The following is a 24713-nucleotide window of genomic DNA, read 5'->3' as shown; positions in this document are numbered from 1 at the left end:
GCGCCGTCCATCCCTCACCAACGGAGTGCACGACCATGGACATCCCTCGCAGAAGCTTCCTGGCCGGCGCCGCAGCCGGCGCGGTCACCGTGTTCGGCGTGCGGCCCGCCTTCGCGGCCACGCCGGCCCCGGTACGTCCGGCACAGTCCCCGCTGCTGTCCCCGGCTCTGGCCGCGAAGAACCAGCTGTGGTGGCAGGCGCCCGCCTCCCCCTCCTCGATGATGACGCAGGGCCTGCCGGTCGGGAACGGCCGGCTCGGGGCGCTGGCGAGCAACGACCCCGGCTCCGAGTACCTGACGATCACCGACGACACGCTGTGGACCGGCGGCCGCAACGACTCGTTGCAGAGCGACGGCCAGTTCCCGTACAGCGCCAACGATTTCGGCTCCTTCGCTCTGCTCGCGCAGCTCACCGTCGCCATTCCGGCTCATGACCTGAGCGTGGTCAACAACTACCGGCGCACGCTCGACCTCGCTCAGGGGCTGCTGACGACGTCGTACGACGTCAACGGCGTCACCTACCAGCGGCAGATCTTCACCAGCCGACCTGACGACGTCATAGTCCTGCGATTCACGCAGCACGGCGGCGGCACGTACACCGGCACGGTCTCCCTGGCCGGTACCCACGGCGAATCCACTGCCGTCGACAGTTCCCAGATGCTCGCCTCGTTCGGTGGCACGCTCGCCAACGGCTTGACGTACGGCGCGGCCCTCACGGCTCAGAGCGGCACCGGCACGGTCGCCGTCACCGGGACGTCGTTGTCGTTCACCGGTTGCCGGGACCTGACGATCGTCGTCAGCGGCGGCACCGACTACGCGCCGGACTTCGCGGCGGGTTTCCGGAACCCGGACATCGATCCACTCGGCCTGGCGCAGACCAAGGTCCTCGACGCGGTCCAGCAGGCGCCGACCGCGCTGCTCTACACGCACGTCGCCGACTTCCTCGGCGAGTTCAGCACGTTCGCCGTCGACTTCGGCGCGTCGTCCCCGTCCCAGAAGGCGCTGGACACCTGGGACCGGATCCAGGCCCGTGCCCGGGACGACATCCCCGACCCGGAGCTGGAAGCCGCGTACGTGCAGTTCGGGCGCTACCTGATGATCTCCGGATCCCGGGGCGGCCTGCCGCTCAACCTCCAGGGGCTGTGGCTGGACGGCAACAACCCGGCGTGGATGGCCGACTTCCACACCGACATCAACCTGCAGATGAACTACTGGATGGCCGACCGGGTCGGGCTGTCCGACTGCTTCGACGCGCTGACCGACTACTGCCTCGCGCAGCTGCCGTCGTGGACGGACATCACGCAGCGGCTGTTCAACAGCCCGACGAACCGGTACCGCAACTCCAGCGGGAAGATCGCCGGCTGGACCATCGCGATCTCCACCAATCCGTACGGCGGAGGCGGCTGGTGGTGGCATCCGGCCGGGAACGCGTGGCTGTGCCACAACCTGTTCGAGCACTACGAGTACACGCAGGACCGTGCGTATCTGGCGAAGATCTACCCGCTGATCAAGGGCGCCGTGCAGTTCTGGGAGGCGCGGCTGATCACCACGACCGTGACGGATCCCTCTGGGAGCACGCGGCAGGTGCTGATCGCGGACAGCGACTGGTCACCGGAGCAGGGGCCGCTGGATGCCAAGGGCATCACTTATGCGCAGGAGCAGGTGTGGAGCCTGTTCAGCCACTACCAGACCGCGGCTCAGGTCCTCGGCCGGGACTCCGGATACAGCCGGACCGTCCAGGGGCTTCAGCAGCAGCTGTACCTGCCGGTGGTCAGCCCCACGACCGGGTGGCTGGAGGAGTGGATGACTCCTGACAACCTCGGGGATCCGCAGCACCGGCATCTGTCCCCGCTGTTCGGACTGTTCCCCGGCGACCGTATCCGGCCCGACGGTTCGACGCCTGCGGACATCGTCGCCGGCGCGACCGCGCTGCTCACGGCGCGTGGGATGAACAGCTATGGCTGGGCCAACGCGTGGCGCAGCCTGTGCTGGTCGCGGTTGAAGAACTCGCAGAACGCCTACCAGCTGTACGTCAACAACCTGAAGCCATCGACTGACGGGAGCAACGGCACGGCGCAGAACCTGTTCGACATCCTCAACCTCTCGGCCGGCAGCGGCGCGTTCCAGATCGACGCGAACTTCGGGACTCCGTCCGCGGCTGTCGACATGCTGGTGTACTCGCGGCCCGGGTACGTCGAGCTGCTGCCGGCGCTGCCTGCCGCGTGGGCTGCTTCGGGGTCGGTCACCGGGGTCGGGGTGCGGGGCGGCTTCAGTGTCGACATCGCTTGGAAGGGTGGCAAGGTCACCCGGGCCAGGTTGCGGAGCGTCGGTGGTCAGAGCACGACGGTGGTGGTCAACGGCAAGACGCAGGTCGTGCGCTTGCGGGCCGGGCAGTCCGTTTCCTTGGAGGAGCTGTGAGACGCGTCGTCCTGAGATCCGTCGTCGCCGCCATGGTTGGCCTCGCCCTGACGATCGCGCCGCAGGGCGCCGCGCAGGCGTCCGGGAGTCGGGTGGGTGCGTGGTCGCCGAGCATGACGACCGGCGGGCCGTCGTTCACCGACCAGACCGTGCGGATGGTCGCGCACAGCAGCGTCGCGGGATCGGACGCTCGGATCACACTGTCCAACCGGTACAGCAGCAGCCCGCTTGTCGTGAGCGCTGTGGCCGTCGCTCCGCAGGCCAGCGGTGCGACGCCGGTGGGTGGCAGCACGCAGAAGGTCACCTTCGGCCACTCCGGCACCGTGACCGTGCCGGCCGGGCAGGAAGTGGTCAGCGATGCCGTTCCGATCACAGTCAGCGCTGGGGAGAACCTGCTGGTCAGTCTTTACCTGCCCGGCCCGACCGGTACCTCCACCTGGCACTCGGACGCCTTCGACACGACGTACCTCGCCTCCGGTGACCACAGCAGTGACGAGAGCCCAGCGGCGTTCGGCAGTACTACGACGTCGTGGTACTACCTGTCCGGGCTGGACGTGGTCCCGGCGACGGCGCGGGGCACCGTGGTGGCGTTCGGCGACTCGATCACCGACGGGTACCACTCCTCGACCGGCACCTACACCCGCTGGCCGGACCTGCTGGCCGACCGGCTCGGCGCGGGGCCGGACCCGCAGCGGCTGAGCGTCGTGGACGCCGGGATCGGGGGCAACCGGGTGCTCACCGACGTGCCGAACCTGTGGCAGGGGGTCAGCGCCCTCAAACGCTTCGGGCACGACGCGCTCGGGCAGCCGGGGGTGCGCGACGTGATCCTGCTGGAGGGCATCAACGACATCGGGAACAACGCCGGGCCCGGCGGCGCGCCGCTGACCGCGCAGGACCTGATCACCGGATACCGGACGCTGATCGCGCAGGCGCACGCGGCGCACGTGCGGATCATCGGCGGGACGCTGATGCCGATCAAGGGCAACGGGTACTACACGGCGGCCGCCGAAACGCTGCGGCAGACCGTGAACGAGTGGATCCGGACCAGCGGCGCGTTCGACGGGGTCGTCGACTTCGACCAGACGATGCGGGATCTGAACAACATCGCGGCGCTGAATCCGGTGTACGACTCCGGAGACCACCTGCATCCGAACGATGTGGGGATGCGGGCGATGGCGGATGCGATCGATCTGCAGCTGCTGCGGGGGTGAGGGAGCCGATGGCTCTCGCGCCGTCGTTCACAGGTTGATGACGGAGGTGAGCCCGCCGTCGACCAGGATGTCCGTGCCCGTCACGAACGCGGACAGGTCGCTCGCGAGGTAGAGGACCGCGTGCGCGATGTCCTCCGGTGCGCCGATCGTGCGGAGCGGGGTGCGGTCCGCGATGTGGCCGCGGTTCTCGCCTTCGGCGAGGTGGTCGCGCGTCATCCCGGTGAGGATCATGCCGGGGCTCACCGAGTTGACGCGGATGCCGGTGGGGCCGAGCTCGGCGGCGAGCTGGCGGGTGAGGGCCAGGACCGCGCCCTTCGTGGCGGTGTAGGCCGGGAAGGCGAGGCCGGCGTGGCCCATCATCGAGGCGATCTGGATCACGCTGCCGGGCCGGCGCAGGTGCGGGACGGCCGCCTTGAGGACGGTGAAGCAGCCGGTCAGGTTCACCGCCAGGACGCGGTCCCAGTCCTGGCGGCCGGTCGCGGCGAGCGAGTCCGGGGACATGATGCCGGCCGCGTTGACCACGATGGCGAAGCTCTGGTCCGCCAGGGCGTGCTCGACCGCGGCGGCGTCGGCGACGTCGACCGTCGCGACGTCGAACTGCGTGTCCGAACACGCGGAGGCGAGCGCCTTCGATTCCGCGAGGCCTGCTTCGTTGACGTCGAGGGCGAGGATCGAGGCGCCCGCCTTCGCCAGGACGACCGCGGCGGCTTGCCCGATGCCGGAGCCCGCGCCGGTCACCACCGCGCGGCGGCCGGTGAGGTCGATGACGTCTGTCAGGGATGCGTGGACCATTGCGAGACTCCCGCCAAGCTGCGCGCGCCGCGGCTCTCCTGCGGAGTCCGGCTGCCGACACCCCGAACTTAGCACAAGATGTTGGTTATGCAAGGTCTTGCATTAAGCGGTACGCAGCCGGCCCCGGGTCTCGACGAGCAGGCGGCGCAGGGTCTCGTGGTTCTCCTCGCCGAGGATCCCGACCAGCCGCGCATCGACCGCGCGTTCGCGCTGGAACGCCACCTCGGCCATGTCCCGACCCTCGGCGGTGAGGTGCAGACCGACACCGCGCCCCTGCTTCAGGCGCCGCTCAAGCAGGCCCAGCTTCTCCAGGCGCGCGACGATCTGGCTGATGGCCTGCGCCGACTTGGGCTTGCGGCGGGCCAACTCGGCGACCGTGACACCGGGCTCGGCGTGGACGGTCATGAGCATCCCGCTGGAGGCCGTGGAGATCGGAAGATCGGCCAGCTCCGCCTCGCCGAGGAGCTCGACGTGCGCCGAGACCTCCCACAACAGGTCGCTCAGCATCGCGTCGGCGCCTCCCGGAGTGGGCAGCGCGGCGGGCGTCGTCTCGTCCTCGCGGGTCATGCGTCGACATTACCGTCGGGGATCCGGGCCCGGTCGGAGCACATCGAAGGCTGCGATGGCGGCCGCGAGGAGCGACGGCGGGTCCTCGATCGCGGCGACGACGGCTCGGACCTGGTCGGCCAGCTCATCGTGGGCGGCCCAGAACGTGCGGTCGACGGAGAGGACGGCCTTGAGCAGCGCGCCCTCGTAGAAGTCGCCGGCCGCGAGCGGGTCGTTCCGCAGGAGCTCCAGGGCGAGCGGCACGAGATTTGAGAGCCCGATGTTCTGCCCGATCAGCAGGCGCAGGTCTTCTGCCTGGAGCGCCGAGAGAGGGAGCCGGCGCAGCTTGTGCGCGGTGGCGATCAGGCGGGTGGCGGCGGCCGGCGGGTCGCCCCACGCGCCGTCCAGGTCCTCCAGCGTGCGGACGGTGATCGGGGTCATGGCGCAATTGTGCGACGAGCTCGCCGACAGAGCCCGGTGAATATGGGTCCTTGCTCACGCCGGGTACGAGTACGCGACACGTGCGCGCCATGGACCGCCGCGCTCCCCCGCACGTCCACCGGATGGACCAGTCGGCGCGGCGGCGCGTTCGCACAGCTCGCGCAGGTGTCGATCCTGTTGCGAAGCGGCTGCCGGATGGCGGCGGGGGCGTTTACATCGCAGAATCCGGGGCAACCGGTCGCGATCAGTTTGAGTCGCCCATGGCCCGAGTGTGACGAGGCGGTGGTGGATGATGTTCGGCCCGGCAACCTGGCGTCGGTATCGTGAAACGAGGCAGAAGGCGACGTGTGAGCGCCTGATGCGGGAGCTGTGCGGTCGGGCGTTGGTCCGCGAGGCCGAGGACCTCGTGGAGACGGTGTGGATCGAGGGCCTGGACCACGCCGAGCACGCCGATCCCACCGTGCGGCTGATCCTGGAACGCGAGCGTGCCTCGTTCGCTCGCGCCGCCCGGCGGCGTGCGGTCGAGGCGGACAAGGACTCCCGGCGGTTGGCGGCGGTGACCGCCGAGATGGTGCAGCTGACGCGGACCGGGCCGCCACCGGACTGAGTTCCGCTGTCGGCTGAGTCTGACGGACGGCGCGGATCCGAGGTGAGTCAGACGTCGGATCCGCAGTGGGTCAGACGTCGGATCCGCCGCACCGAGTCAGACGTCGGACTCGAGCGCGAACGTGTTCCCGTCCGGATCCTGGAACCACGCGATCCGCCCACCGCCGGCCCGCGGCGTGATCCCCCGCGCGTCGTGCTCGAACTGCTCGTAGCGCGTGAACTCCACGCCGGCCGCGGTGAGCTCGTCGACGATCCGGTCGAGGTCGTCGACGTACCAGACGGCCAGCGTCGCCGCCGTCGTCCCGGCGGTCGCCGACTGGTACACGTTCAGCGCCGGGCCGCCGCCGGATGCGTAGATACGCGCGCCGCCGGCGATGTGGGCGCTCGGCACGGTCTTCACCACCGGCAGACCGAGCTTGCCTTCGTAGAAGGCGACGGCCTGCTGAATGTCGGAGACAGCGATCGACGTTCGGAGTTCGTAGTCGCTCAAGGGCATGAAAACCACACTCTCATGGCGCGCTGAAGCCCAGCCCTACACCAGCGGGAACTCCGCCACGTGCTGCCTGGTCAGCAGCAGGTCCAGGCCGGCGAAGCCGAGCCCTGCGACGTAGTCGACCGGCACGGCGACGTGCTTGCGGTGCCACAGATGCCCGGCGGTCACCAGCACGTGCGTGATGGCACCGTCCGCGCTGCGCACGACCAGCCCCAGAACGCGCCCGGCGTCGCCGTCCAGCGCCTGCACATGGTCGCCGCGCCGGATCCGGGTCTGCGCGTCGGGCAGGCTCGGCGTCGCCGGCGTCACCGGCGGAGCCTCGGGGTCGCGCACCCGCGCCGCCGGGAGCCGGTTGAATTCGCGGCGGTCGCAATCCAGCAGGACGCCGTACGCGGTAGGCCGCGCGAACGAAGCCGCGACCAGCCGCGCACCGCCGCCGACCGAGCACACGACCAGGTCGGTCAGGCGCGGGACGTCCGGTTCGACCACGAACTGCAGCAGCTCCCCGCAGTCGGCGTCGGAGCAGTACACCCTGCTCCCCAACTCGAATATCGCGGAATCGCTCATCGCCGCACTCCTCGACCCGTGGGTCTCTTTCGAATATACGGCGCCGCTGGGAGGAGGAACAGACAGACCAGACCGGTCAGGGCCGTCAGATCGCGACGATCTCCGGATACACCGGCTGCCACATCGCGGCCCGCACCTGCTTCTCGATCCCGTCCCCGACCTCCGCACCGGCCACCCCGGCCGCGGCCGCCGCCCGAGCCACCGCGACGGCGACCGCCACGGACGTCTCGCGCAGCTGCGGCACCGGCGGCAGGATCGGCGCGCCGGGCGTGTCGGTGTCCACGCGGTCGGCGACGGCCTGGGCCGCGGCGGCGAGCATCCCGTCGGTGACGCGCGAGGCCCGCGCGACGATGGCCCCCAGCCCCAGGCCGGGGAAGACCAGGGCGTTGTTCGCCTGCGCGATCTGGTGGGTGACGCCGTCCCGCTCGACCGGGTCGAAGGGGCTGCCGGCGGCGATCAGCGCCCGGCCGTCGGTCCAGTCCAGCAGGTCGGCCGGGGTGGCCTCGGCCAATTCGGTGGGGTTCGACATCGGCAGGATCAGCGGCCGGTCGGTGTGCGCGGCCATGGCGCGCACGATCGGCTCGGTGAAGGCGCCGCCGCGGCCGGAGGTGCCGATCAGGATCGTCGGGTGGATCCGGTCGACGACCTCGGCCAGGGTCACGCCGTTCCGGTCGGCGTCGTGGGCCCAGTCCGCGCTCTCGGCGGCGGGCCTGGCGTAGCGGACCTGGAAGTCGCGCAGCGTGTCCTGGTCGTCGGTGAGGAGGCCGTAGCGGTCGACGCACCAGATCCGGGCCGTCGCCTCCTCCGGCGTGAGACCGTCGCCGTGCAGGGCCTCGCGCAGGTCGTCGGCGATCCCGACGCCGGCGCTGCCCGCCCCGAACACCACGATGCGGTGCTCGCGCAGCGGCCGGCCGCTGGCCGCGACGCCGGCCAGGACCGCGGCGAGGGTGACCGCGCCGGTGCCCTGGATGTCGTCGTTGAAGGTGAAGACCTTGTCGCGGTAGCGGTCCAGGATGCGGTGGGCGTTCGCGGTCCCGAAGTCCTCCCAGTGCAGCAGCGCGTTCGGGAACAGGTGCCCGGCGGCCTGCACATAGGCGTCGATGAACTCGTCGTACGCCTCGGGGTCCACCCGCGGGTGCCGGTTGCCCAGGTAGCCGGGGTCGTCCAGCAGTTCCTGGCGGTTGGTGCCGACGTCCAGCATCACCGGCAACACCCGGGCCGGGTCGATGCCGGCGGCGGCGGTGTAGACGACGAGCTTGCCGACCGCGATGTCGACGCCGCCGACGCCCCAGTCCCCGATGCCCAGGATCGCCTCGCCGTCGGTGGCGACGATCAGGTCCACGTCCTCGGGCCCGAGCCCGGCGGCACTCAGCGAGCGCTCGATGTCCTGCGGGGCGTCCACCGACAGGTACACGCCGTGCGGCCTGCGGTATTCGGCGTTGTAGTGCTGGATCGCGGTGCCGACGGTCGGGGTGTAGACGATCGGCAGGATCTCCGCCAGGTGATCCGTGACCAGCCGGTAGAACAGGACCTCGTTGCGGTCGCGCAGGGCGGCCAGCGAGACGTACTTCTCCAGCGCCGTCGGCTGGGACCGGAACTGGTCGTAGACGCGCGCCGCCTGCTGGTCCTGCGTGACCACGGCCTGCGGCAGCAGCCCGACCAGGCCGAGGGCGTGCCGCTCGGCGAGGGTGAAGGCGGTGCCCCGGTTCAGGCGCGGATCGGTCAGGACCGAGCGGCCCCGGGCCATGGTCGCCAGGCGCCTGGCCTGCTCTGTCCGCGTGCCGTGCGCGCTCTGCGCGTCGCCCTCGTTCGTCACGGAACCAGCATCTGCCTCATCGAGGGCGGCCTGCAACTAAGGGAGCTAAGGGTTCATCCCGTGGCCTCACGCCGTCCCGGACGAGAGCGAGCAAGCGGAGCGTATCGCCCGCAGGGGCACCGGCTGTTGCCCCGGCGATCGCGTTGACGACGACCAGAAGGTCGGCGACGGAGACGTCGGCGCGCGCCGAGCCGGCTGCCACGGCCGAGCGCAGCAGCGCTTCGCCGGCGTCTTCCAGGAGCGTGAAGCTCTCGGCACGGGACGTTGAGGTGGCGGCGCCGTCGCGGATCGTCTTCGGCCCGCCGCTGAAGACCGAGGACGCGATGCCGGAGGCGTACCTCCAGCGTTCCCAGCGTTCCCAGGGCGCCTAAGCGTCGCCGCGCTTGCGTGCCCGATAGGCCGCGACGTTGGCCCTGGTCGCGCACTTGTCCGAGCAGTACCGCCGCGAGCTGTTCGTGGTGGTGTCGACGAACACCTTCCGGCACGGCAGCGCCTCGCACACCCCCAGGCGCTCCGGGCCGCGTTCCGCGATCGTGCACGCCAGGCCGAAGGCCGCCCCGGTCAGGTAGGAGCGGGCCGGGCCCTTCGGCTCGTCGGTGAGGTGCAGGTGCCAGTCGCCGTTCACGTGGTCGCTGATCGACGCCGAGACCGGGAAGTCGCACAGGAGCTTGTTCAGGGCGTCGGTGGCGCGCTCGACCCGGCCGGTGGCCGCGAGCTCGAAGACGCGCCGCAGCCGGGGGCGGGCCTCGCGCAGCTCGTCCAGGCCCGCTTCGGCCGCGGTGCGGGACACGTTCCAGCCCTGCGGCATCAGGCGGCACACGTCGTCGCACGATTGCAGCCGGTCCAGGCCGGCCCCGTGGTCGTCCGTGTTCACCAGCTCGACTGCTCGGTCGGCGTAGGCGAGGAGCTTCATGCCGGGCCCGTTGCCCCGAAATCGGCGGTCGATTCGAGAACGACGAAATCCGCGAATCGGACGATTGTCGGACAACAGGCTCCGGCCTGCGCCGGACGGCTACAAGCCCGGCTCCCCGACCACGAACTTCACGCTCCCGTCGACGTCGACGGTCGCGTCGAGCTCGCGGCCGTCCAGCACGGTGGCGGCCGTGGACTCCAGGAAGATACGCGCCGGACCCGACTCCACGACCTGGTCCCCGGCGTCGGGGCCGGTGGCCAGGGACGCCGAGAACTGGTCCTGGTTGCCGTTCAGGCTCGGGTCGGCGGCCACGATGCGCAGCCCGGCGGTGTCCGGTGGGAGTTCGGAGTTCGAGGTCAGGACCTGAATGGCGGCCGCGGCCCGATCGGTGAGAGACAGCACGACATCCTCCAGGTGCTGGGACGGTCGGAGAAGCCCACGGATCCATGGGTTCCCCCTTGGTTACCCGATCACGGCCGGTCAAACGTCCGCGGAACGAGGCAAAACTGAGGTGCGATCATCACACCCTCACAGTGCGTCCATCATTCCGCCGCCGCCAGTGCCAGATAGGCGCGCGCCGGGGCCAGCGGCTCGACGGCCGGACCCTGGAGCAGCGCGCCGTCCGGGGCGAAGCGGGATCCGTGGCACGGGCACTCCCACGTCTTCTCCGCGTCGTTGAAGCCCACGGTGCAGCCCCGGTGCGGGCACAGCGCCGAGACCATCCGCAGCAGCCCGCTCTCGTCGCGGTAGGCCGCGCAGTGCTCGCCGCCGACCTCCACCACCGCGCCGTCGCCGGGCCGGATCGCGTCCAGCGCCTGCCGCTCGTCGGGCTCGACGCGGTGCCGGACGATCGAGCGGACCGGCCCGCTCCAGGTGTCCTCCGGCCGCAGGTCCTGCTCCAGCCGCAGCGGCGCGAACGGCCCGGCCCACGCCGGCAGCTTCTCGCCGCGGATCCCGGCCTTGATGAGGCGCCCGGCCAGCACCGCGTTCGTCGCGTCCCAGCCGCCGAACCCGGTCGCGAGCCAGACGCCGCGCCGGTCCGGGTCGGCCGAGGCCCGCCCGATCACCGGCAGGTGGTCGGCGGTCTCATAGTCCTGAGCCGACCAGCGGTGGGTCACCTCGGTCAGGCCGACGGCAGCAGCGGCCCACGCGGACAGCCGCGCGAAGCGCTCGCCGATGCCGCCGGAGCCGGGCTCGTGCTGCTCCCCCGCGACGACGACCATGCGGCGGCCGTCGGATCCGCCGGCCCGGTCAGACCTGTCAGCCCGGTCAGTCCCGTCGGCTCCGCCGGCTCCGTCGGCCCCATCGGGCATCGGCGCGGTGCGGACCGATCCGCCGAGGTCGCCAACGGCCGTGTACATCCCGTCCGGCGCCTGCCCGGCCGGCACCGGCCCGGCCAGCAGCAGCTCACGCCGGGGCCGCAGCGCGCGCCGGACGGCCGAGGGCGCGGCGATCGGGAAGCCGGTGGCCACCACCACGTGCTCGGCGGCGACCGAACCGCCGTTCTCGGTCATGACGACGCAGGGTTCTCCTTCGTCGACCGTGACCACGCGGCTGTGTTCGTACACTGCCGAACCGCGCCGGACGAGGTCGCGGGCCAGCGCCATGAGCAGCTTGCGCGGGTGGAACTGGAGCTGGGCGTCGACGCTCATCGCGCCGAGTATCGGCGACGGCAGTCCGCTGCCGCCGCCGTAGACGGCCGGGACGCCGGCCTCGATCGCGGCGGCCCACTCCTCGTGCAGCTCCGGCAGCGCGTGCTCGTCGGCGGCGTAGATGTACGCCGGGCGCCGCTCCAGTTCGCAGTCGGCGTCCAGGGCCCCGGCCACCTCGGCGAGGCGTTCCACGGCGAGCGCCTGCGCCTCGGCGAAGCACCGGGCCGCGTCCGGGCCGGCGGCGCGCGCAATGCGGTCGTAGGCCAGGGTCTGGATCATCGAGGCCTGACCCGCTCCGCCGCCTTTGGCGGCCTCCACGATGCGCCCGGCCTCCAGCACCGCCACCCGGCGTCCGGTCCGGGCCAGCTCCCAGGCCGTCCACAGTCCGGCGGCGCCGCCGCCGATGACCGCCACGTCGGCTCGGCCTCGACCGTCCAGCCTCGGGTACCCCGTCTCGCCGCCGCCGTTCGTCCAGTAAGCCTCGTCGGTCATTGACGCCGGGTAACCGACCTGAAGCAGTTGAAACCCCGTTCACCCACATAGCCGCACGGTGACAGTCGGCGGCCGTCGGCGGCCGGCAAGCGCCCCGCCGACGGCCGCCACCCTCACCGACGCCGCAGAGTGTCCACGCTCACGGCCATGAGCAGCAGCGTGATGATGACGAGCATTCCGTTCCCGGCCTGGATGGCTCCGACCATCAACAGTCCACCGGCGATGAAAACCATTAGCATGAGCCCCGAGGGACGTCCTCTTGACGCAGCCACAGCGGCCTCCTTCCGGTCGAGACCGACAGATGCGCACATCTTGTCGACTTCGACCCTAACCGCGTGGCGCCGCGCGCACTGTTTGTGCGCGCGGCGGCTCATGTTGAGGCAAGCCTGCCCTTAATCTTCGCGATCGCGTCCTTGGCCTCGGGCATCTTCAGCAGCTGCTCCGGATCCAGACTCAGCGCCTTGACCAGCGCTTCGGCCCCGGCCTTGTTCTCCGAGTACTGAGAGCTCAGGCCCTCGAACAGGGTCGCGGCCGCCCGGTCGCGCGAACTCTCGGCCTTCGGCTTCCAGACCTTCATGGCCTCGTAGAACAGGCCCCATCCGGAATGGTCCTTGAACGCCGGGTCCGACGACATCGCCTTGAGGTTGGCCCGCACCTTGTTCACGAAGATCCAGCTCAGGGTGCCGGCGGCGACCATGCCGGCGACCGCGGCGATGGCCCAGCCGGCGATCGGGATCGCACCGGCGGTCAGGCCCAGGGCGACGGCCACGATCGACAGGGCGCCGGCGGAGATGCCCATCGTCCCGCCGAGCGCGCCCAGCAGGTCGCGGACCGTCTTGCGGTCGCTCTTGCGGACGCCGAGTTCCTTCGCGCCCTGCAGGTTCGCTGCTTCCGCGCACTCGGCGATGCTGTCCTGCACCGTCGTCTTGCTCAGCGCGTAGCGGGAGTCGCAGTCGGCCAGCCGGTCGTTCTGGCGGGCCGTCAGCGCGGCCTCCTTGACTCGGCGGGCCGCCGAGGGGAGCTGCTGGAGCTGCCGGTTCTCCAGCTCGAACTGCTCCTTCAGGTTCGCCACCTGCTGCTCGTGGTTCTCGTCCAGGCGCTTGGACAGGTCCTGGAACTCCTTGAGCAGCTTCCTGAAGTCCTTCTCCGCGAAGTCAGCCTTTTTCAGCGCTTCCTTCTTCTCGTGCGTCTTGTAAGCGCTGACCGCCTTGGTGATGGCGGTGTAGAGGCCGGTGAAGACGCCGAGCGAGCCGCCGGCGATGCCCGGGCCGACGGCTCCGGTGACGGTGCCGACCCCGGTGGCGACGCCGCCGGATACCGCCGAGCCGTTCGACGTGGTGTCCGCGAGCGCCTTCAGGAGCTTGTTGCGGGCCTTGGTCTTCTCCTCGCCCTCGGGGGCGTGGCGCCAGGCCGAGAAGCGGTGGCACACCACGAGCAGCGAGCTGGCCATGTCCGGGGTCGCCAGCACGCCGCCGACGATGGCGGCCGCGCCGATGCCGCTGGCGATGCCGAAGTCGCCCGGGGTGTTGCCGCCGGCGTTGAACCCGCCGGCCATGAAGTCCGCGACCGGGGCGCTGCGGCTCGCCGACTTGTCCGCGGCGCTGTCGGCGGTGTGCGCGCCCTTCTTCACCGCGGCCTTGCCGCGCTCCAGCAGGCTGGTGCCGCCGGCGCGCTGGATCTGGTCGGTGACGGCCGGGGCGGCGGAGGTTGCGGACGACGCGGACGACGCGGACGACGCGGACGACGCGGTGCGCTGCACCGAGCCGGTCGTGTCGGCGCCTCCGGCACTCGCATCAGCTTGCGTCGGAGCCGTCGGAGCCGTCGGCAGCGGCGCACCGAGCGCGCGCGTGGCGTTGGCCTCCGCCTCGCGCTCGAAACGGTCCGAGGGGTCGGAGACCTTGAGGCCGGAGCCGTTGTCGGTCGCGGCGACCGGGCCACTGCGCTGCTGGATGACGTGCGTGAGCTCGTGCGCGAGCGTGTGCTTGTCGGCGCCGCCGTCGCCGATGACGACGTGGCTGCCGGAGGTGTAGGCGCGCGCGCCGATCTCGGCGGCGGAGCGGCGCGCGGCACCGCCGGTGTGCAGGCGCACGTCGGCGAAGTCGGCGCCGAGCCGGGTCTCCATCTCGGCGCGCACCGGTCCGGCCAGCGGCTGGCCCGGGGAGGACAGGACCGACTGGACCTCGGAGCGCTGCACCGGCGCCACGCCACCGCCAACGTCGCCGACGACGCCGTGTCCGCAGCCGGGGCCGTGGCTGTGGCGCTCCTGGGAGTACTCGTCGCCGGCCGCCGCCAGCAGCTGCACGACAGCGGCGTTCCCGATGCTGCGCTGGAGGGTCAGGATGCCGGTCGGATCGGTGGACTGCGCGGCGCCGGAACGGGCCGCCGGGGCCGACCGCGCCTCGCTCTTCTTGCCGGCCTTGCCAGGGTCCTGATCACGCATGCGAGGCTCCGTCCGGGAAACGTGCTCCAGTAGTCAGTGGCTCCATCAGAACTCCAGGCCCACCAGGTCTTCCTCGGACAGCCGGCCCATCTTGCGGTACTCCCGGCGGGCCCCGGTGAGCAGGTCCTCGGCGCCCACCGAACGTCCCTCGGCCGCCGCGAGGTACGCCGCGGTGGTGGCGGCGGCGCGGATCGCGCCGCCGGCCAGTTCGAAGCGGTCGGCGACCGGGGCCAGCGCCGAGCCGTCGGCGACGTCGGGCTCCAGCGGGACCGGCCCGGCCAGGCAGCGCTGCCACAGGGCCTTGCGCAGTGCAGCGTCGGGGAAGGGGAAGTCGACGATCAGGTCGAAGCGGCGGGTGAAGGCGTCGTCGATGTTGGCCCGCAGGTTGGTGGTGAGCAGGGCGACGCCGTTGAAGGACTCCAGGCGCTGCAACAGGTAGGCGCTCTCCATGTTGGCGTAGCGGTCGTGCGCGTCCTTGGTCTCCGAGCGCTTGCCGAAGACCGCGTCGGCCTCGTCGAACAGGATGACCGCGTCGACCCGGTCGGCCTCGGCGAACAGGCGCTCCAGGTTCTTCTCGGTCTCGCCGACGTACTTGTCGACCAGGGCACTGAGTTCGACCACGTACAGGTCCAGGCCCAGCTCGCCGGCCACCACCTCGGCCGCGAGGGTCTTGCCGGTGCCGGACTCCCCCGCGAACAACGCCGCGACGCCGCGGCCCCGGCCGCCGCCGGTGCGCAGGCCCCAGGCGCCCAGGACGCGGTCCCGGTTGCGGACGCGGTCGACCAGCTCGCGCAGGCGCGCGCCCTCGGTCTCCGGCAGGACCAGGTCCGGCCAGCCGACGGCGGGTTCGACGTGCCGGACGCCGGGTCCCATGCCGCGCGCGTTCTCCTGGCGCGCCGCGCGGCGGATGTGCGTCTCGTCGGGCTGGCGGCCTTCGAGCGCGGCGAGGGCGCGGGCCGTGCCGGCGGCCCGGGCGATTCCGGTCGCGGTGAGGCGGAACGGCGCGACGGTCGCTTCCAGGTCCGTTCCGGGGGCGACCGGACCGAGCTCGGTGTGCCAGCGGGCGATCCACTCCGGTGCGCCGCCGGGCGGGGACTCGATGTCCACGACGAGCGGACGCACCGGCCAGCCGCCCGATTCGCGGCGCGCCTCGCCGACCAGCAGGACCGGCACCCGGTCGGTGCACAGCGGGCCCGGATCCACGGGTTCGGGCAGGAACACGACCAGGCCGGCGCGGCGCAGGCGGGCTTCGCGGACGAGCGCGGGGACGATCTGGTCGGCGCGCGCCAGGACCTGCTCCGTGAGGGTGATGCGGAGCGCGGGACGGCCGGCGGCGGCGAACAGCGCCAGGGCGACCGCGTCGGCGCTGCCTTTGCGGTGCTCGCGGAGCTGGATCAGGGTGGGGCCGGCGCGCAGGAGCTCGACCAGGCCGGGGCGGCGGGCGATTTCGGCGAGGGTCGCGGCGTCGGGGGCGGCCGGATCAACTGCGTTGCTGTCGGATACGCCGGCGGAGGAATCGGTGTGGGAATCGGCGTTGGAAGCAATGGTCTGAATCAGGCCGTGCAGGATGTCGTCGGGGGTGTCGTCGCCGAGCAGATGCGCCACCACGCGGTCTGGCACGCGCAGCGCTCGGGACAGCAGCGGCCGATCGGCGTCCTCGAGCTCCAGCAGCCCGCCTTCGACCAGCGGCGCTCCGGCGCCGAAGCGGGCCCGCGCCGCCGGATCCCAGGCCTGGTATCCGCACAGGTCGAGCGCCAGGCCGACGGTGGCGCGCCGTCGGGTCACGTCGTCGTTCAGGTAGCCGTAGCAGGACTCGAAGACCCGGTCGAGGTCCGGTGCCAGAGCCAGCACCAGGACGGCCAGGTCGAAGTCGGTGAGCCCGAACGCCTCGCTCAGCCCGGCCAGCCGTGGCCATTCGGCGCTCGGAGCCACCACGCTCCCGTGCGCCGGATCGGCATCCAGCAGCCATTCGACGTGGTCCGCGGACAGCCGCAGCCCGCGCAGCGGATCGTCGGCGCTCGGGTCCTGCTCCGAGCGTGCCTCGATCAGGTCTCTGACTTGCTCCGCCAGCCGGTCCAGGCAGCGGCGGGCCGCGGCCGCGTCGGCGGGAATCCTGGCGGCCGCGTCGGAGGGGCTCCCGCCGCTCATCGCTCGATCTTCCCGTAGCGGCGCAGCCGCAGCGGCGCCTCGGCCTCCGGTTCGTCGAGCCGGTGGCTGCGCAGTCCGGCGCCCTCGGTGACCGCCGGCCCGACCGGGTACTCGGGGCCCACCGGGTACGGCGCGGTGATCACCAGGTCCAGGGAGGGCTTGAGGTCGCCGCCGAGGGCCGACCAGATGTCGGCGATGGAGCGGGACTCCTGCGGCGGTGCGGCCGGGGTCATCGGGACTTGCAGGCCGAGGGCGGAGAGTTGGCCGGGGCCTTCGGGGATCGGCAGCGAGTCGTGCGCGAGCAGGCAGCCGAGCACCACGGCCAGCAGCCGGTGCTCGTCCTCGGCGCGCTTGGTCCAGGCGGTCACCAGGTAGGACAGGCGGAAGTAGCGCGGGGGCTGGCGGCGGCGCACGACGATGCCGCGCTCGTCGCGGATCGCCACGACGCCGCGCTCCCGCCGGCTGAGATCCTCGCGGATGTCGTAGAGGTAGGCGTCGACCGTGGGCGTGTTGCGGCGCGCGGCCCAGTCCCGGGTGGGGGCGTCGAAGGCGATCTCCACGCCCTTGTCCGGGAGGGAGGATCGCAGCAGGCTGCGCAACGCCTCGTCGATTTCGGGGATCAAGCTCGGTTCTCTTCCACTTCACTGGCCGCTCTACACTTCGCCACCACATCCTCGGCGCGCGCGGCCGGAGCCTGCCAGGTGCGCGGGGACGGCGTCCCGGGCAGTGCCCGATGTCCGGACGGGCAGCGCATGGCGCCCATCAGGTCCAGCGCAGGTAGCCCTCGCGGGCGGCATGCGCGACCACGTGCGCCCGGTTGCGCAGCTCCAGCCGCGTCATCACGTCGTGCAGCACGCCCTTGATGGTGCGCTCGGAGTAGCACAGCTTCGCCGCTATCTCCTTGGTCTCCATGCCCTCGGACACCAGGCGGATGACGTCCACCTCGCGGCTGGACAGGCCCATCGGCAGCGGCTCGGTGCCGGCGCCGCGCGCCCGCCGGGCCCGGCCGACCTCGCCGAGCAGGCCGCCGAGCAGATCGGCCGGCAGGTCGCCGGCGCCCCGGTCGACCAGTTGGACGGCGCGCACCAGCCGGTCGGCGGTGGCCTCGCGGCGCCAGACCACGGCGGTCACGCCGAGCTCGACCACCTCCAGCAGCTGGGCCTTGTTCATCCGGCTCACCACGAGGACGGTGTACGCGGGCTTGGGCGCGTTCTGGGGCCCGGCGGCCAGCAGCTCGCCGGCGTCGTCGGCGCACATCACGATCAGCGGGTCGCGGCCGGGGCCGTCCGCATCCAGCAGCTCGATCTCGGAACGGTGGTCGAGCAGGTTGACGATCCCGGCGCGGAGCACCGGATCGGCGGCCATCACCACAGTCTGGACGCGTCGCACAGGATGTCCCCCCTCGCCTTCTCCGGCCAGGGTCGCCGAAGCCGGGACGGCGGCTGCCGCCGCATGAAGGACATCACGGGAACGTTTGCGAAACCAACGCACCTCAACGAAACAGCACGGGAACGCCCACGCCGGCATCCGCGCCTTGATCGAAAACCGCCAGGCGAGGGCGACGTGAGCGGCTCAGGGCCGGACGATGAGAATTATGAGGTTGACGGTGACGGGGCCGGTTCGGCGGCCCCGTCGGTCGCCGATGCCAGGGGGTTGCTCCGTGGTTGGTTCGGCGTTGGTCCGCTGTTGCCTCGGCGACGGCCGTTCAGTGGCGCGTATAGAACTCCAGCTCCGTGATCGCCGTCTCCACCGCCTTCGGGGGGTTGGCCGAGGTGGGCTCGTACGACGAGGTGATGGTGAGCACCACTTGGCGGATGTCGTCGCCGCGCAACTGGAGCTTCTGGAATCCGGGCTGGTCGTCGAGCGTGAACGTCTTCCTGACCGGGTCGCCCTTGCCCGGGATCGGGATCAGCACGGCGTCGACGGTCTCCGGCGAGCCCTGCGCGCCGAAGGTGTCCGCGGCGGTGCCGGCGCCCGGCGTCAGGCCCATGTCCAGCAGGTTCACCGGCTGGGTGAAGGTCACCGTCAGGCTGGTGCCGTTGCTGTTCTGCGGCGCGAAGCCGCTGCCCCACCAGGTGTCGGAGTAGGTGTCGTGGAGCAGCTTGGCGGCGTGGTTCGGGTCCTCGTGCGAGGCGGTGATGGTCCAGTTGGAGATCTCGTTGGGCTTGGCGAAGTGGTCGCGGACGTTCGTGGAGGCCGGCTTGTACTCCTGGACCACGACGACGACCGCCACGACCCCCACCGCGGTCCACACCACCGGCCGGATCGCCTGGCCCGGACCGCGCCGCAGCCGGGGCCGCTGGCCGGCGTAGGGCAGCGGCCGGTTGCGCCAGAAGAAGATCAGCCGCCGCCACCACGACGGACGCCGCGCCTCCACCGGCGCGTACGCCAGGCGCTGGCCGCAGCGCCGGCAGAAGTGGCGCTCCGGCGGGTTGCGGGTCGCGCACCACTGACATTCGATGCCCGCGTCCAGGGCCTCCAGCCGATCGGAGCCCTTGCGCTGCGGGGCGATCGGCTCGGGCTTGCCGGGCAGGACCGGGAGGATGCCGCCGGTCGGGGCGCTCTGGTCGGCGACCGGGACCAGCAGGGCTCGGGCCCGTTCGGCGCGCTCGGCGTCGGCCTGCTCGCGCGCGGCCTGCTGGGCCTTCTCGGCAGCGGCGCGGGCGACCTCGACCAGGGGCACGGTGTCGGCCTCGTCGGCGACCTGCGGCTCGGGTGCCGGAGAGGTCGGCAGAGCCTGCGCTGACGTCGGCGCTGACGTCGACGTCGACGTCGACTCGGACGCCGCGATGCGGTCGGCGAAGGATGCGACCGGATTCGCGGCCATGCTCGCGACCGGGTTCGCACTCGCGGTCGAGGAGTCGCGCTGGCTCGGGACCGTGCTCTGGCTCGCCCCGGATTCTGCCTTCGGGCTCGGAACCGGGCTCTGGCTCGCGCCGGGATCCGCCTTCGGGCTCCGGCTCGGACCCGAGCTCTCGGCGGAATCCGGAGCCGAATCCTCGGCCGGCGACTCGTCGAAGGCTGCCGCGCCGACGGTGACCGGCGCCGGCTTGGCCCGCGTGAGCGCCGCACCGCAGCTGTCGCAGAAGGCCTCCCGCTGGTCGCGCGCACCGCAGTCGGGGCAGGTCAGCTCACTGAGATCGGTGGACATCGGCGGGGAACGCTACCTTTCAGGATTTTTCGACGACGATGGAACACGGCACGTGCGCCGGCCGGACCGAGGCGACGAGCGCCTGCAGCCGGGCCAGGTCGACCGAGCGGGCCTGCGCGGCGGTCAGCCGCACCTCCAGGCGCGGCTCGGGCTCCCCGGGCAGCGGCCCGAGCGGGCGCGCCGACCAGGACATGCCGCCGCTCTCGGTGATCCGCGGCTCGATGCCGAAGCCGAGCCGGACGGCCTCGGCCAGGCCGTGCACGGTGCCGCGGTGCCGGTGCATGGCGGCCGCGCCGGACACCGCCGCGCGCAGGTCGGGGTCGGACTCGTCCCCGGACAGCTCGGCGCCGACCCAGCCGCCGAGCCAGGACACGAAGTCCGGGGGCGCGAGCTCGGGCCGCAGGTAGGCCGCGATGTTGTCCAGCACCGAGAGCAGCGGCGCGAACAGGTCGTCCAGGCCGCCGACGAACCGCTGCGCGAAGTCGTCGTCGGCGTAGACGCTCGGCAGCTGCTCGCCGAGCGGGAAGGGGCTGCCGAGCCCGTCGACCGCGCCCCTCATCCGCCCACCACCTTCACCCGGTGATCGTAGGAGAACACCAGGGCCGAGGGGTCCAGTTCGATCCGTTCGGCGGCGTCGCCGCGCTTGCCGGTCAGCGGGTCGGCCGGGTGCAGGCGCACCTCGTCGACCATCTCCACGCCCGGGACCCGCTGCAGCACCGCGTACAGCTCGCCGGAGTGGACCGCGCGGCCGAACGGCCAGCCCCCGCCGGTCGGGCCGCCGGTCAGCGGATCGAGGTAGGAGTACAGGGCGTTGATCGCGCCGGTGCGGACCAGGTCGGTCTCGGCGCCGCGGAAGGCGTGCAGCGTCACCGCGGCCGTGACGCCCTGGTAGTACGGCGGGCCGACGGCCAGCCGGGTGCCGATCGGGCGCCGCTCGTCCAGGTAGGCGGCGATCCGGCTGAGCAGTTCGTCGCCCGGGACCAGCTGCTCGAAGCGCAGGAAGCCGCCGACGTCCGGTACGGCCTGCGGCACCACGAGCAGCCGGACCGCGCCGATCCCGGCCTCCTTGCCGTTGAGCTTGGTCTGCTCGTCGACCGGCAGGCAGTGGATGCGCGCGGCTTCCGGGGCCGCGCGGCGGGTGAGCTCTTCGTAGTCCCGGACCGTGACCGCGCGGTCCTGGGCCCGCAGCGAGATCGGGGCGCGCACCTTCGCCTCGGCGACCGACTCGCCGTCCACGCCGCCGCGCGCGGCCTCGCGGTTCTCCACGCTGGAAACATACGGGATCGAGGTTCGCAGGACACTGAGAGCGCCGCGTGCGACGTTCCCGGACCGGCCGCCGCCGATCCGGTAGGCGGTGGCCCGGATCCGCACGCCCTTGAGCGGGACCGCGCCGTACTGCCGCACGCTGCCGTCGGGCTGCCGCAGCGCCGGACCGAAGGCGATCTCGCCGGTCACCGGGTCGAGCTGGAAGTGCCGGTCCTCCGGCCCGGAGCCGGCGAAGGTGTCGACCAGCTCCCAGCGCTGCCAGCCCTCGCCGTCGGAGGAGTCGAGCTGGAGCATCGGGTCGTCGACCGCGACCGGCGTGCGGGACAGCCGGAAGCGCTGGCCGGCCACCCCGGAGGACTCGCCGAGCTCTTCGTCCCGGACCGCCTCGGAATGCAGGGCCCTGACAGTGCCGCCCATCGTGCGCGCGGTGGCGCCGCGCAGACTCGGGCTGACGGCGTAGAACGGCTGCGCCGGACGCGGTTCCAGCACCCGGCAGCGCAGCCACGCCGCCTCGATCCCGGCCAGCCGGGAGACGATGTGCCGGGACGGGACGTGCACGGCCACGTCCCCGGGCCGGTTCAGGCCGCCGGTGTCGTCGGAGTCCACCTCGCACGGCAGCCAGCCGTCGGCCGACCACGCCTCCCAGACCAGCGGCGGCTGCCGCGGGTCCACGCCGACGCCGTCGACCTGGCTGCTCAGCCGCAGCACCGCCAGGCACGAGGGCACCGGCGCGGACAGGCCGAAGTACAGCGCGTCGCCGGGCGAGGGGGCCGGGGAGAATACCGGCACGTCCTTGCCGTCGAGCACGTCGACGGTGCGGTCGGTGGGGCCGGCGCCGTTGTTCTGCACCACCACCGCGGTCAGCGCGCACGGCACGATCCGCAGCGGCTCGGCGGAGCTGAAGACCAGCGCCTCCTCGGACTCGGTGCGCAGGGTCGCGATCTGCGAGCCGACCGGGACCAGCACCGTGTTCGGCTGCGGTGCGGACAGCCGGAAGGTGACCTCGGCGCGCGCCGGCGCCGGCGGGAACCGGTTGATGCCCAACAGGTCCAGGAACGCCAGGTAGTTCTTGTCCGGGACCCGGTTCAGCCGGTAGACCAGCTGGTCGGCCATGTAGGCCACGGCCTCGATCAGCGTCACGCCGGGGTCGGACACGTTGTGGTCCGTCCACTCCGGGCAGCGCTGTTGGACGTACCGCTTGGCGTCGTCCACGAACTGCTGGAACCGGCGGTCGTCGAGGTTCGGCGAGGGCATAGCCATGTCAGGCTGCTTCCGTATCTGTCGCTGCGGTGCCCGGTCCTTCGTGGTCGGGGATGACGTAGAAGGGGAAGACCAGGGACCGCGGGTTGTTGGTGCCGCGTAGCTGGTAGTGCACGTCGATGTAGAGCACGGTCGGGCGGTCGGGGTCCACGCTGACCTCGACGCCGGTCACCGAGATGCGCGGCTCCCAGCGGTCCAGGCTGGAGCGCACCTCGTGCTGGATGCGGCCCACGGTCTTGTCGTTGACCGGGGCGAAGACCAGGTCGTGGACGGCGCAGCCGAACTCCGGGCGCATCGGCCGCTCCCCCGGCGCGGTGGCCAGGACCAGGCGCATGGCCTCCTCGATCTCCTGGTCGTGGGAGACCAGGCCGATGCGGCCGCCGGCGTCCACGCGCAGCGGGAAGCCCCAGCCGGAGCCGACGAATCGCTCACCCATGGCGGATCAGGCCCCTTGTGGTCGGGTCTGTTGTGGTCGGGTCTGATGTGGTCGGGCCGCTCACAGTCAGGTCGCTCATCTCAGACCGCCAGGATCTGCTGGCCGTCCAGCGTGCCCTCGCCGACGATGGCGACGTTGCCGGTCAGCGTGATCTCGGCGGCCTCCACGGACAGCGAGGCGCCGGTGAAGTTGATCTCCGCGGACTCCACGGTGGTCGTGGCCGCGGCCAGGTTCAGTTCCAGCGCCTTGAGCGACATCGCCGCGCCGGCGCTGATGCTGACCTCGGCGGCGCCGTCGATGGTCACCGCGCCCTCCGGCGTCAGGGTGATGCTGGCGCTGCCGGCGCGGATCGTGACGCCGCCGACCGGGGTCCGGCTCTCGATGGTGATCTTGCCGGAGGTGTTCTTGACGCCGATCTCGTTCTCCATCTTGTCCAGATGGACCAGCTGCTCGCCGTCGTTCGTCAGGAGCTTGACGCCGGCGTTCATGGCGTAGTCGTCGTCGAGCAGCTCCAGCCGGTGGCCGCGCCGGGAGGACACGGCCAGGACGTTCGGGATGCCGTCCCGGGAGACCAGGTCGTCGACGGTGAACTTGGTGGGCTTGTTCACGCCGTTGTACAGGCCGCCCAGGACGTAGGGCTGGTCGAAGTCGCCGCGGTCGAAGGTGACCAGCACCTCGTCGTTGACGGCGTAGCCGATGAAGCCGCCGGAGCCCGGGGCGCCGGCCGGGATGTGGCCGCCGGCGCCGCCGCCGTTGGGGACCATGCCGCCCTCGGCGCTGACGCCGCCGTGCTGCACGGTGCGGGCCCAGTCGCTGACGTAGTCGTCGTCGAGCCAGGGGAAGCGCAGCTTGACCCGGCCCATGCGCAGCGGGTCGTGGATGTCGGTGACGATCGCACTGACCACGCCGCTCATGCGGTGCCCGGTGCCGCCGGGGCCGCCCGGACCGCCGGCGCCGCCTGCGCCGCCGGAGGCCAGGCCGTACAGGGAGCGGAACTGGCGGCCGGTCATCGACACCCACGTCTCGTACGTGCCCTGCTCGAACACGTGCCGGACGCCGGTGACGGTGTAGGCGCCGTCGAAGGGCGTGCCGGCCTTGGTCAGGGTGACGGACTTGTCGGGCAGCAGCTGCGGCGTGCCCCGGACGGCGACTTCGAGCTCTGCGAACGAGGAGGTGACGTCGGTGGCCAGGGACTTGGCGGCGGAGTCGGTCTCGGTCTGGCTGACGTAGGGGGTACCGGTCTCGACCAGGGTGCCGGTGCCGAACGGCGAGGACACCTGCCCCGGGATCAGCCCGGCCAGCACGTCGGGGTTCTCCACCGCCGGGGCCCGGCCGACCAGGGTCTGCTTGGTGACCATGTTCCAGCCCCGCGAGGTGACCATCGAGACCTGGTCGGCGGCGGTGAAGCCGGAGCGGCAGCGCAGGGTGTTGGCACCGAACTCCAGCACGTAGGGACTCTTGTCGGCGCTCACGCCGGCCAGCGGCACGGCCTTGACCGGCGCGCGGAAGTGCAGCAGGCCCATGTTGTCGAAGTACACGACCTTGCCGGCCCGCTCGGCCAGGCCCTGGATGAAGGTCCAGTCGTCGATGTTGGGCTGCGAGGTCTGCGAGTCCGGGGGCGGCGGGGGCGTGGACTCGATCTTGCCGATCGACACCCCGTGCGAACCGGCCACCTGGCGGACGATGTCGGAGGCGGACATGTTCTTGTACAACGCCACCCGCCGCTTGCGCAGCAGCTTGAAGGCGTGGTCCATGCCGCGGATGACGGTGTAGAAGTCGCCGCCGGAGTAGTCGGCCTCGATGCCGGTGACCTGGCCGGTGATCAGCGGCTGGTCTTCGCCGATGAGCCCGGCCACCGCGAAGACGGTCACCGGGGCGCCGATCTTCAGCTGCCCGTAGAGGGACATCAGCAGGCGGGTCTTGTCCTTGAAGGCGATGTGGAACGTGGAGGGCACATTGAGGCTGGACTCCACCCAGCAGGAGTCCAGGGAGGCCTTCAGGAGCCGGGGCAGCGCGCCGCCGATCTCGACCTTGGGGACCGAGGAGAAGGAGCCGAAACTCACTGT

At 71.8% G+C, this 24713-nt stretch carries 23 protein-coding genes; 4 read left to right on the top strand and 19 right to left on the bottom strand.

The features are described from left to right. Window positions 1-35 precede the first annotated feature (35 nt). Window positions 36-2417, top strand: coding sequence for a glycoside hydrolase N-terminal domain-containing protein (locus tag ABH920_RS27705; protein ID WP_370352078.1), 2382 nt, complete (start codon window positions 36-38; stop codon window positions 2415-2417). Next, window positions 2414-3628 carry an SGNH/GDSL hydrolase family protein gene (locus ABH920_RS27700; protein WP_370352077.1) on the top strand — a complete coding sequence of 405 codons (1215 nt, stop codon included), beginning with the start codon at window positions 2414-2416 and terminating at the stop codon, window positions 3626-3628. The genes ABH920_RS27705 and ABH920_RS27700 overlap by 4 nt, the downstream gene beginning before the upstream one ends. Window positions 3629-3655: 27 nt before the next feature. Here the strand turns inward: ABH920_RS27700 and ABH920_RS27695 are convergent, their stop codons facing one another. The 3 genes from ABH920_RS27695 to ABH920_RS27685 all read right to left on the bottom strand — a co-directional run bounded on the left by ABH920_RS27695 (window position 3656) and on the right by ABH920_RS27685 (window position 5407). Further along, window positions 3656-4420: an SDR family NAD(P)-dependent oxidoreductase gene (locus ABH920_RS27695; protein WP_370352076.1), complete on the bottom strand. Its 765-nt coding sequence runs from the start codon at window positions 4418-4420 to the stop codon at window positions 3656-3658. Window positions 4421-4522: 102 nt separating this feature from the next. Continuing rightward, window positions 4523-4987, bottom strand: coding sequence for a MarR family winged helix-turn-helix transcriptional regulator (locus ABH920_RS27690; protein ID WP_370352075.1), 465 nt, complete (start codon window positions 4985-4987; stop codon window positions 4523-4525). Between the two features lie 9 nt (window positions 4988-4996). Continuing rightward, window positions 4997-5407, bottom strand: coding sequence for a contact-dependent growth inhibition system immunity protein (locus tag ABH920_RS27685; RefSeq protein WP_370352074.1), 411 nt, complete (start codon window positions 5405-5407; stop codon window positions 4997-4999). 358 nt (window positions 5408-5765) lie between these two features. On the opposite strand from ABH920_RS27685, the gene ABH920_RS27680 reads away from it, so the two are divergent. Next, window positions 5766-6014 (top strand): hypothetical protein, encoded by a 249-nt coding sequence (locus tag ABH920_RS27680; protein ID WP_370352073.1) that lies wholly within the window; start codon window positions 5766-5768, stop codon window positions 6012-6014. A gap of 96 nt (window positions 6015-6110) precedes the next feature. On the opposite strand, the gene ABH920_RS27675 is transcribed toward ABH920_RS27680, so the two are convergent. The 4 genes from ABH920_RS27675 to ABH920_RS27660 form a co-directional block, all read right to left on the bottom strand. Then, window positions 6111-6509 carry a VOC family protein gene (locus ABH920_RS27675; RefSeq protein ID WP_370352072.1) on the bottom strand — a complete coding sequence of 133 codons (399 nt, stop codon included), beginning with the start codon at window positions 6507-6509 and terminating at the stop codon, window positions 6111-6113. A gap of 36 nt (window positions 6510-6545) precedes the next feature. Beyond that, window positions 6546-7073 (bottom strand): hypothetical protein, encoded by a 528-nt coding sequence (locus tag ABH920_RS27670; RefSeq protein WP_370352071.1) that lies wholly within the window; start codon window positions 7071-7073, stop codon window positions 6546-6548. An 85-nt stretch (window positions 7074-7158) separates the two neighbouring features. Beyond that, entirely contained in the window at window positions 7159-8889 is a 1731-nt protein-coding gene (locus ABH920_RS27665) for an NAD-dependent malic enzyme (RefSeq protein WP_370352070.1), read from the bottom strand. A gap of 16 nt (window positions 8890-8905) precedes the next feature. Beyond that, on the bottom strand, window positions 8906-9127 hold the full coding sequence (locus ABH920_RS27660; RefSeq protein WP_370352217.1) for a hypothetical protein: 222 nt from the start codon (window positions 9125-9127) through the stop codon (window positions 8906-8908). Here ABH920_RS27660 and ABH920_RS27655 point away from each other — a divergent pair. Continuing rightward, complete coding sequence (locus tag ABH920_RS27655) at window positions 9033-9260, top strand: hypothetical protein (RefSeq protein WP_370352069.1); 228 nt, start codon at window positions 9033-9035, stop codon at window positions 9258-9260. The two genes, ABH920_RS27660 and ABH920_RS27655, sit on opposite strands and share 95 nt — an antisense overlap. On the opposite strand, the gene ABH920_RS27650 is transcribed toward ABH920_RS27655, so the two are convergent. The 12 genes from ABH920_RS27650 to ABH920_RS27595 all read right to left on the bottom strand — a co-directional run bounded on the left by ABH920_RS27650 (window position 9257) and on the right by ABH920_RS27595 (window position 24710). Next, window positions 9257-9802: a CGNR zinc finger domain-containing protein gene (locus ABH920_RS27650; RefSeq protein WP_370352068.1), complete on the bottom strand. Its 546-nt coding sequence runs from the start codon at window positions 9800-9802 to the stop codon at window positions 9257-9259. The two genes, ABH920_RS27655 and ABH920_RS27650, sit on opposite strands and share 4 nt — an antisense overlap. Before the next feature lie 99 nt (window positions 9803-9901). After that, complete coding sequence (locus ABH920_RS27645; protein WP_194911534.1) at window positions 9902-10204, bottom strand: adhesin; 303 nt, start codon at window positions 10202-10204, stop codon at window positions 9902-9904. A gap of 140 nt (window positions 10205-10344) precedes the next feature. Beyond that, entirely contained in the window at window positions 10345-11946 is a 1602-nt protein-coding gene (locus ABH920_RS27640; protein ID WP_370352067.1) for an FAD-dependent oxidoreductase, read from the bottom strand. A gap of 370 nt (window positions 11947-12316) precedes the next feature. Further along, window positions 12317-14386 (bottom strand): DUF4157 domain-containing protein, encoded by a 2070-nt coding sequence (locus tag ABH920_RS27635; protein ID WP_370352066.1) that lies wholly within the window; start codon window positions 14384-14386, stop codon window positions 12317-12319. Window positions 14387-14431: 45 nt separating this feature from the next. After that, window positions 14432-16534 (bottom strand): ATP-binding protein, encoded by a 2103-nt coding sequence (locus ABH920_RS27630; RefSeq protein WP_370352065.1) that lies wholly within the window; start codon window positions 16532-16534, stop codon window positions 14432-14434. Further along, window positions 16531-17157: a DUF4255 domain-containing protein gene (locus ABH920_RS27625; protein ID WP_370352064.1), complete on the bottom strand. Its 627-nt coding sequence runs from the start codon at window positions 17155-17157 to the stop codon at window positions 16531-16533. Before ABH920_RS27625 ends, ABH920_RS27630 begins: the two co-directional genes overlap by 4 nt. A 139-nt stretch (window positions 17158-17296) precedes the next feature. After that, a complete protein-coding gene (locus ABH920_RS27620; RefSeq protein ID WP_370352063.1) occupies window positions 17297-17899 on the bottom strand; it encodes a LuxR C-terminal-related transcriptional regulator in 603 nt (200 codons plus the stop codon). A gap of 340 nt (window positions 17900-18239) precedes the next feature. Continuing rightward, window positions 18240-19685 (bottom strand): hypothetical protein, encoded by a 1446-nt coding sequence (locus ABH920_RS27615; RefSeq protein ID WP_370352062.1) that lies wholly within the window; start codon window positions 19683-19685, stop codon window positions 18240-18242. A 19-nt stretch (window positions 19686-19704) separates the two neighbouring features. Further along, a complete protein-coding gene (locus tag ABH920_RS27610; protein WP_370352061.1) occupies window positions 19705-20244 on the bottom strand; it encodes a phage tail protein in 540 nt (179 codons plus the stop codon). Further along, complete coding sequence (locus tag ABH920_RS27605) at window positions 20241-22211, bottom strand: putative baseplate assembly protein (RefSeq protein WP_370352060.1); 1971 nt, start codon at window positions 22209-22211, stop codon at window positions 20241-20243. The genes ABH920_RS27610 and ABH920_RS27605 overlap by 4 nt, the downstream gene beginning before the upstream one ends. 1 nt (window position 22212) lies before the next feature. After that, the gene (locus ABH920_RS27600; protein WP_370352059.1) at window positions 22213-22647 is read right to left on the bottom strand and encodes a GPW/gp25 family protein; all 435 of its coding nucleotides are present in this window, start codon (window positions 22645-22647) and stop codon (window positions 22213-22215) included. An 80-nt stretch (window positions 22648-22727) separates the two neighbouring features. After that, entirely contained in the window at window positions 22728-24710 is a 1983-nt protein-coding gene (locus ABH920_RS27595; RefSeq protein ID WP_370352058.1) for a VgrG-related protein, read from the bottom strand. Between the last annotated feature and the right edge of the window lie 3 nt (window positions 24711-24713).

Origin of the sequence: Catenulispora sp. EB89 (assembly GCF_041261445.1) — a bacterium.
Classification (GTDB): domain Bacteria; phylum Actinomycetota; class Actinomycetes; order Streptomycetales; family Catenulisporaceae; genus Catenulispora.
This window is presented reverse-complemented; position numbering and strand designations above follow the sequence as displayed.

Excerpts from the sequence above, each read along its gene's own strand:
- ABH920_RS27705 (WP_370352078.1), top strand. The coding sequence starts at position 36 with ATGGACATCCCTCGCAGAAGCTTCCTGGCCGGCGCCGCAGCCGGCGCG.
- ABH920_RS27695 (WP_370352076.1), bottom strand. The coding sequence starts at position 4,420 with ATGGTCCACGCATCCCTGACAGACGTCATCGACCTCACCGGCCGCCGC.
- ABH920_RS27690 (WP_370352075.1), bottom strand. The coding sequence starts at position 4,987 with ATGACCCGCGAGGACGAGACGACGCCCGCCGCGCTGCCCACTCCGGGA.
- ABH920_RS27685 (WP_370352074.1), bottom strand. The coding sequence starts at position 5,407 with ATGACCCCGATCACCGTCCGCACGCTGGAGGACCTGGACGGCGCGTGG.
- ABH920_RS27680 (WP_370352073.1), top strand. The coding sequence starts at position 5,766 with ATGCGGGAGCTGTGCGGTCGGGCGTTGGTCCGCGAGGCCGAGGACCTC.
- ABH920_RS27675 (WP_370352072.1), bottom strand. The coding sequence starts at position 6,509 with ATGCCCTTGAGCGACTACGAACTCCGAACGTCGATCGCTGTCTCCGAC.
- ABH920_RS27670 (WP_370352071.1), bottom strand. The coding sequence starts at position 7,073 with ATGAGCGATTCCGCGATATTCGAGTTGGGGAGCAGGGTGTACTGCTCC.
- ABH920_RS27650 (WP_370352068.1), bottom strand. The coding sequence starts at position 9,802 with ATGAAGCTCCTCGCCTACGCCGACCGAGCAGTCGAGCTGGTGAACACG.
- ABH920_RS27640 (WP_370352067.1), bottom strand. The coding sequence starts at position 11,946 with ATGACCGACGAGGCTTACTGGACGAACGGCGGCGGCGAGACGGGGTAC.
- ABH920_RS27635 (WP_370352066.1), bottom strand. The coding sequence starts at position 14,386 with ATGCGTGATCAGGACCCTGGCAAGGCCGGCAAGAAGAGCGAGGCGCGG.
- ABH920_RS27630 (WP_370352065.1), bottom strand. The coding sequence starts at position 16,534 with ATGAGCGGCGGGAGCCCCTCCGACGCGGCCGCCAGGATTCCCGCCGAC.
- ABH920_RS27620 (WP_370352063.1), bottom strand. The coding sequence starts at position 17,899 with ATGGCCGCCGATCCGGTGCTCCGCGCCGGGATCGTCAACCTGCTCGAC.
- ABH920_RS27615 (WP_370352062.1), bottom strand. The coding sequence starts at position 19,685 with ATGTCCACCGATCTCAGTGAGCTGACCTGCCCCGACTGCGGTGCGCGC.
- ABH920_RS27610 (WP_370352061.1), bottom strand. The coding sequence starts at position 20,244 with ATGAGGGGCGCGGTCGACGGGCTCGGCAGCCCCTTCCCGCTCGGCGAG.
- ABH920_RS27605 (WP_370352060.1), bottom strand. The coding sequence starts at position 22,211 with ATGGCTATGCCCTCGCCGAACCTCGACGACCGCCGGTTCCAGCAGTTC.
- ABH920_RS27600 (WP_370352059.1), bottom strand. The coding sequence starts at position 22,647 with ATGGGTGAGCGATTCGTCGGCTCCGGCTGGGGCTTCCCGCTGCGCGTG.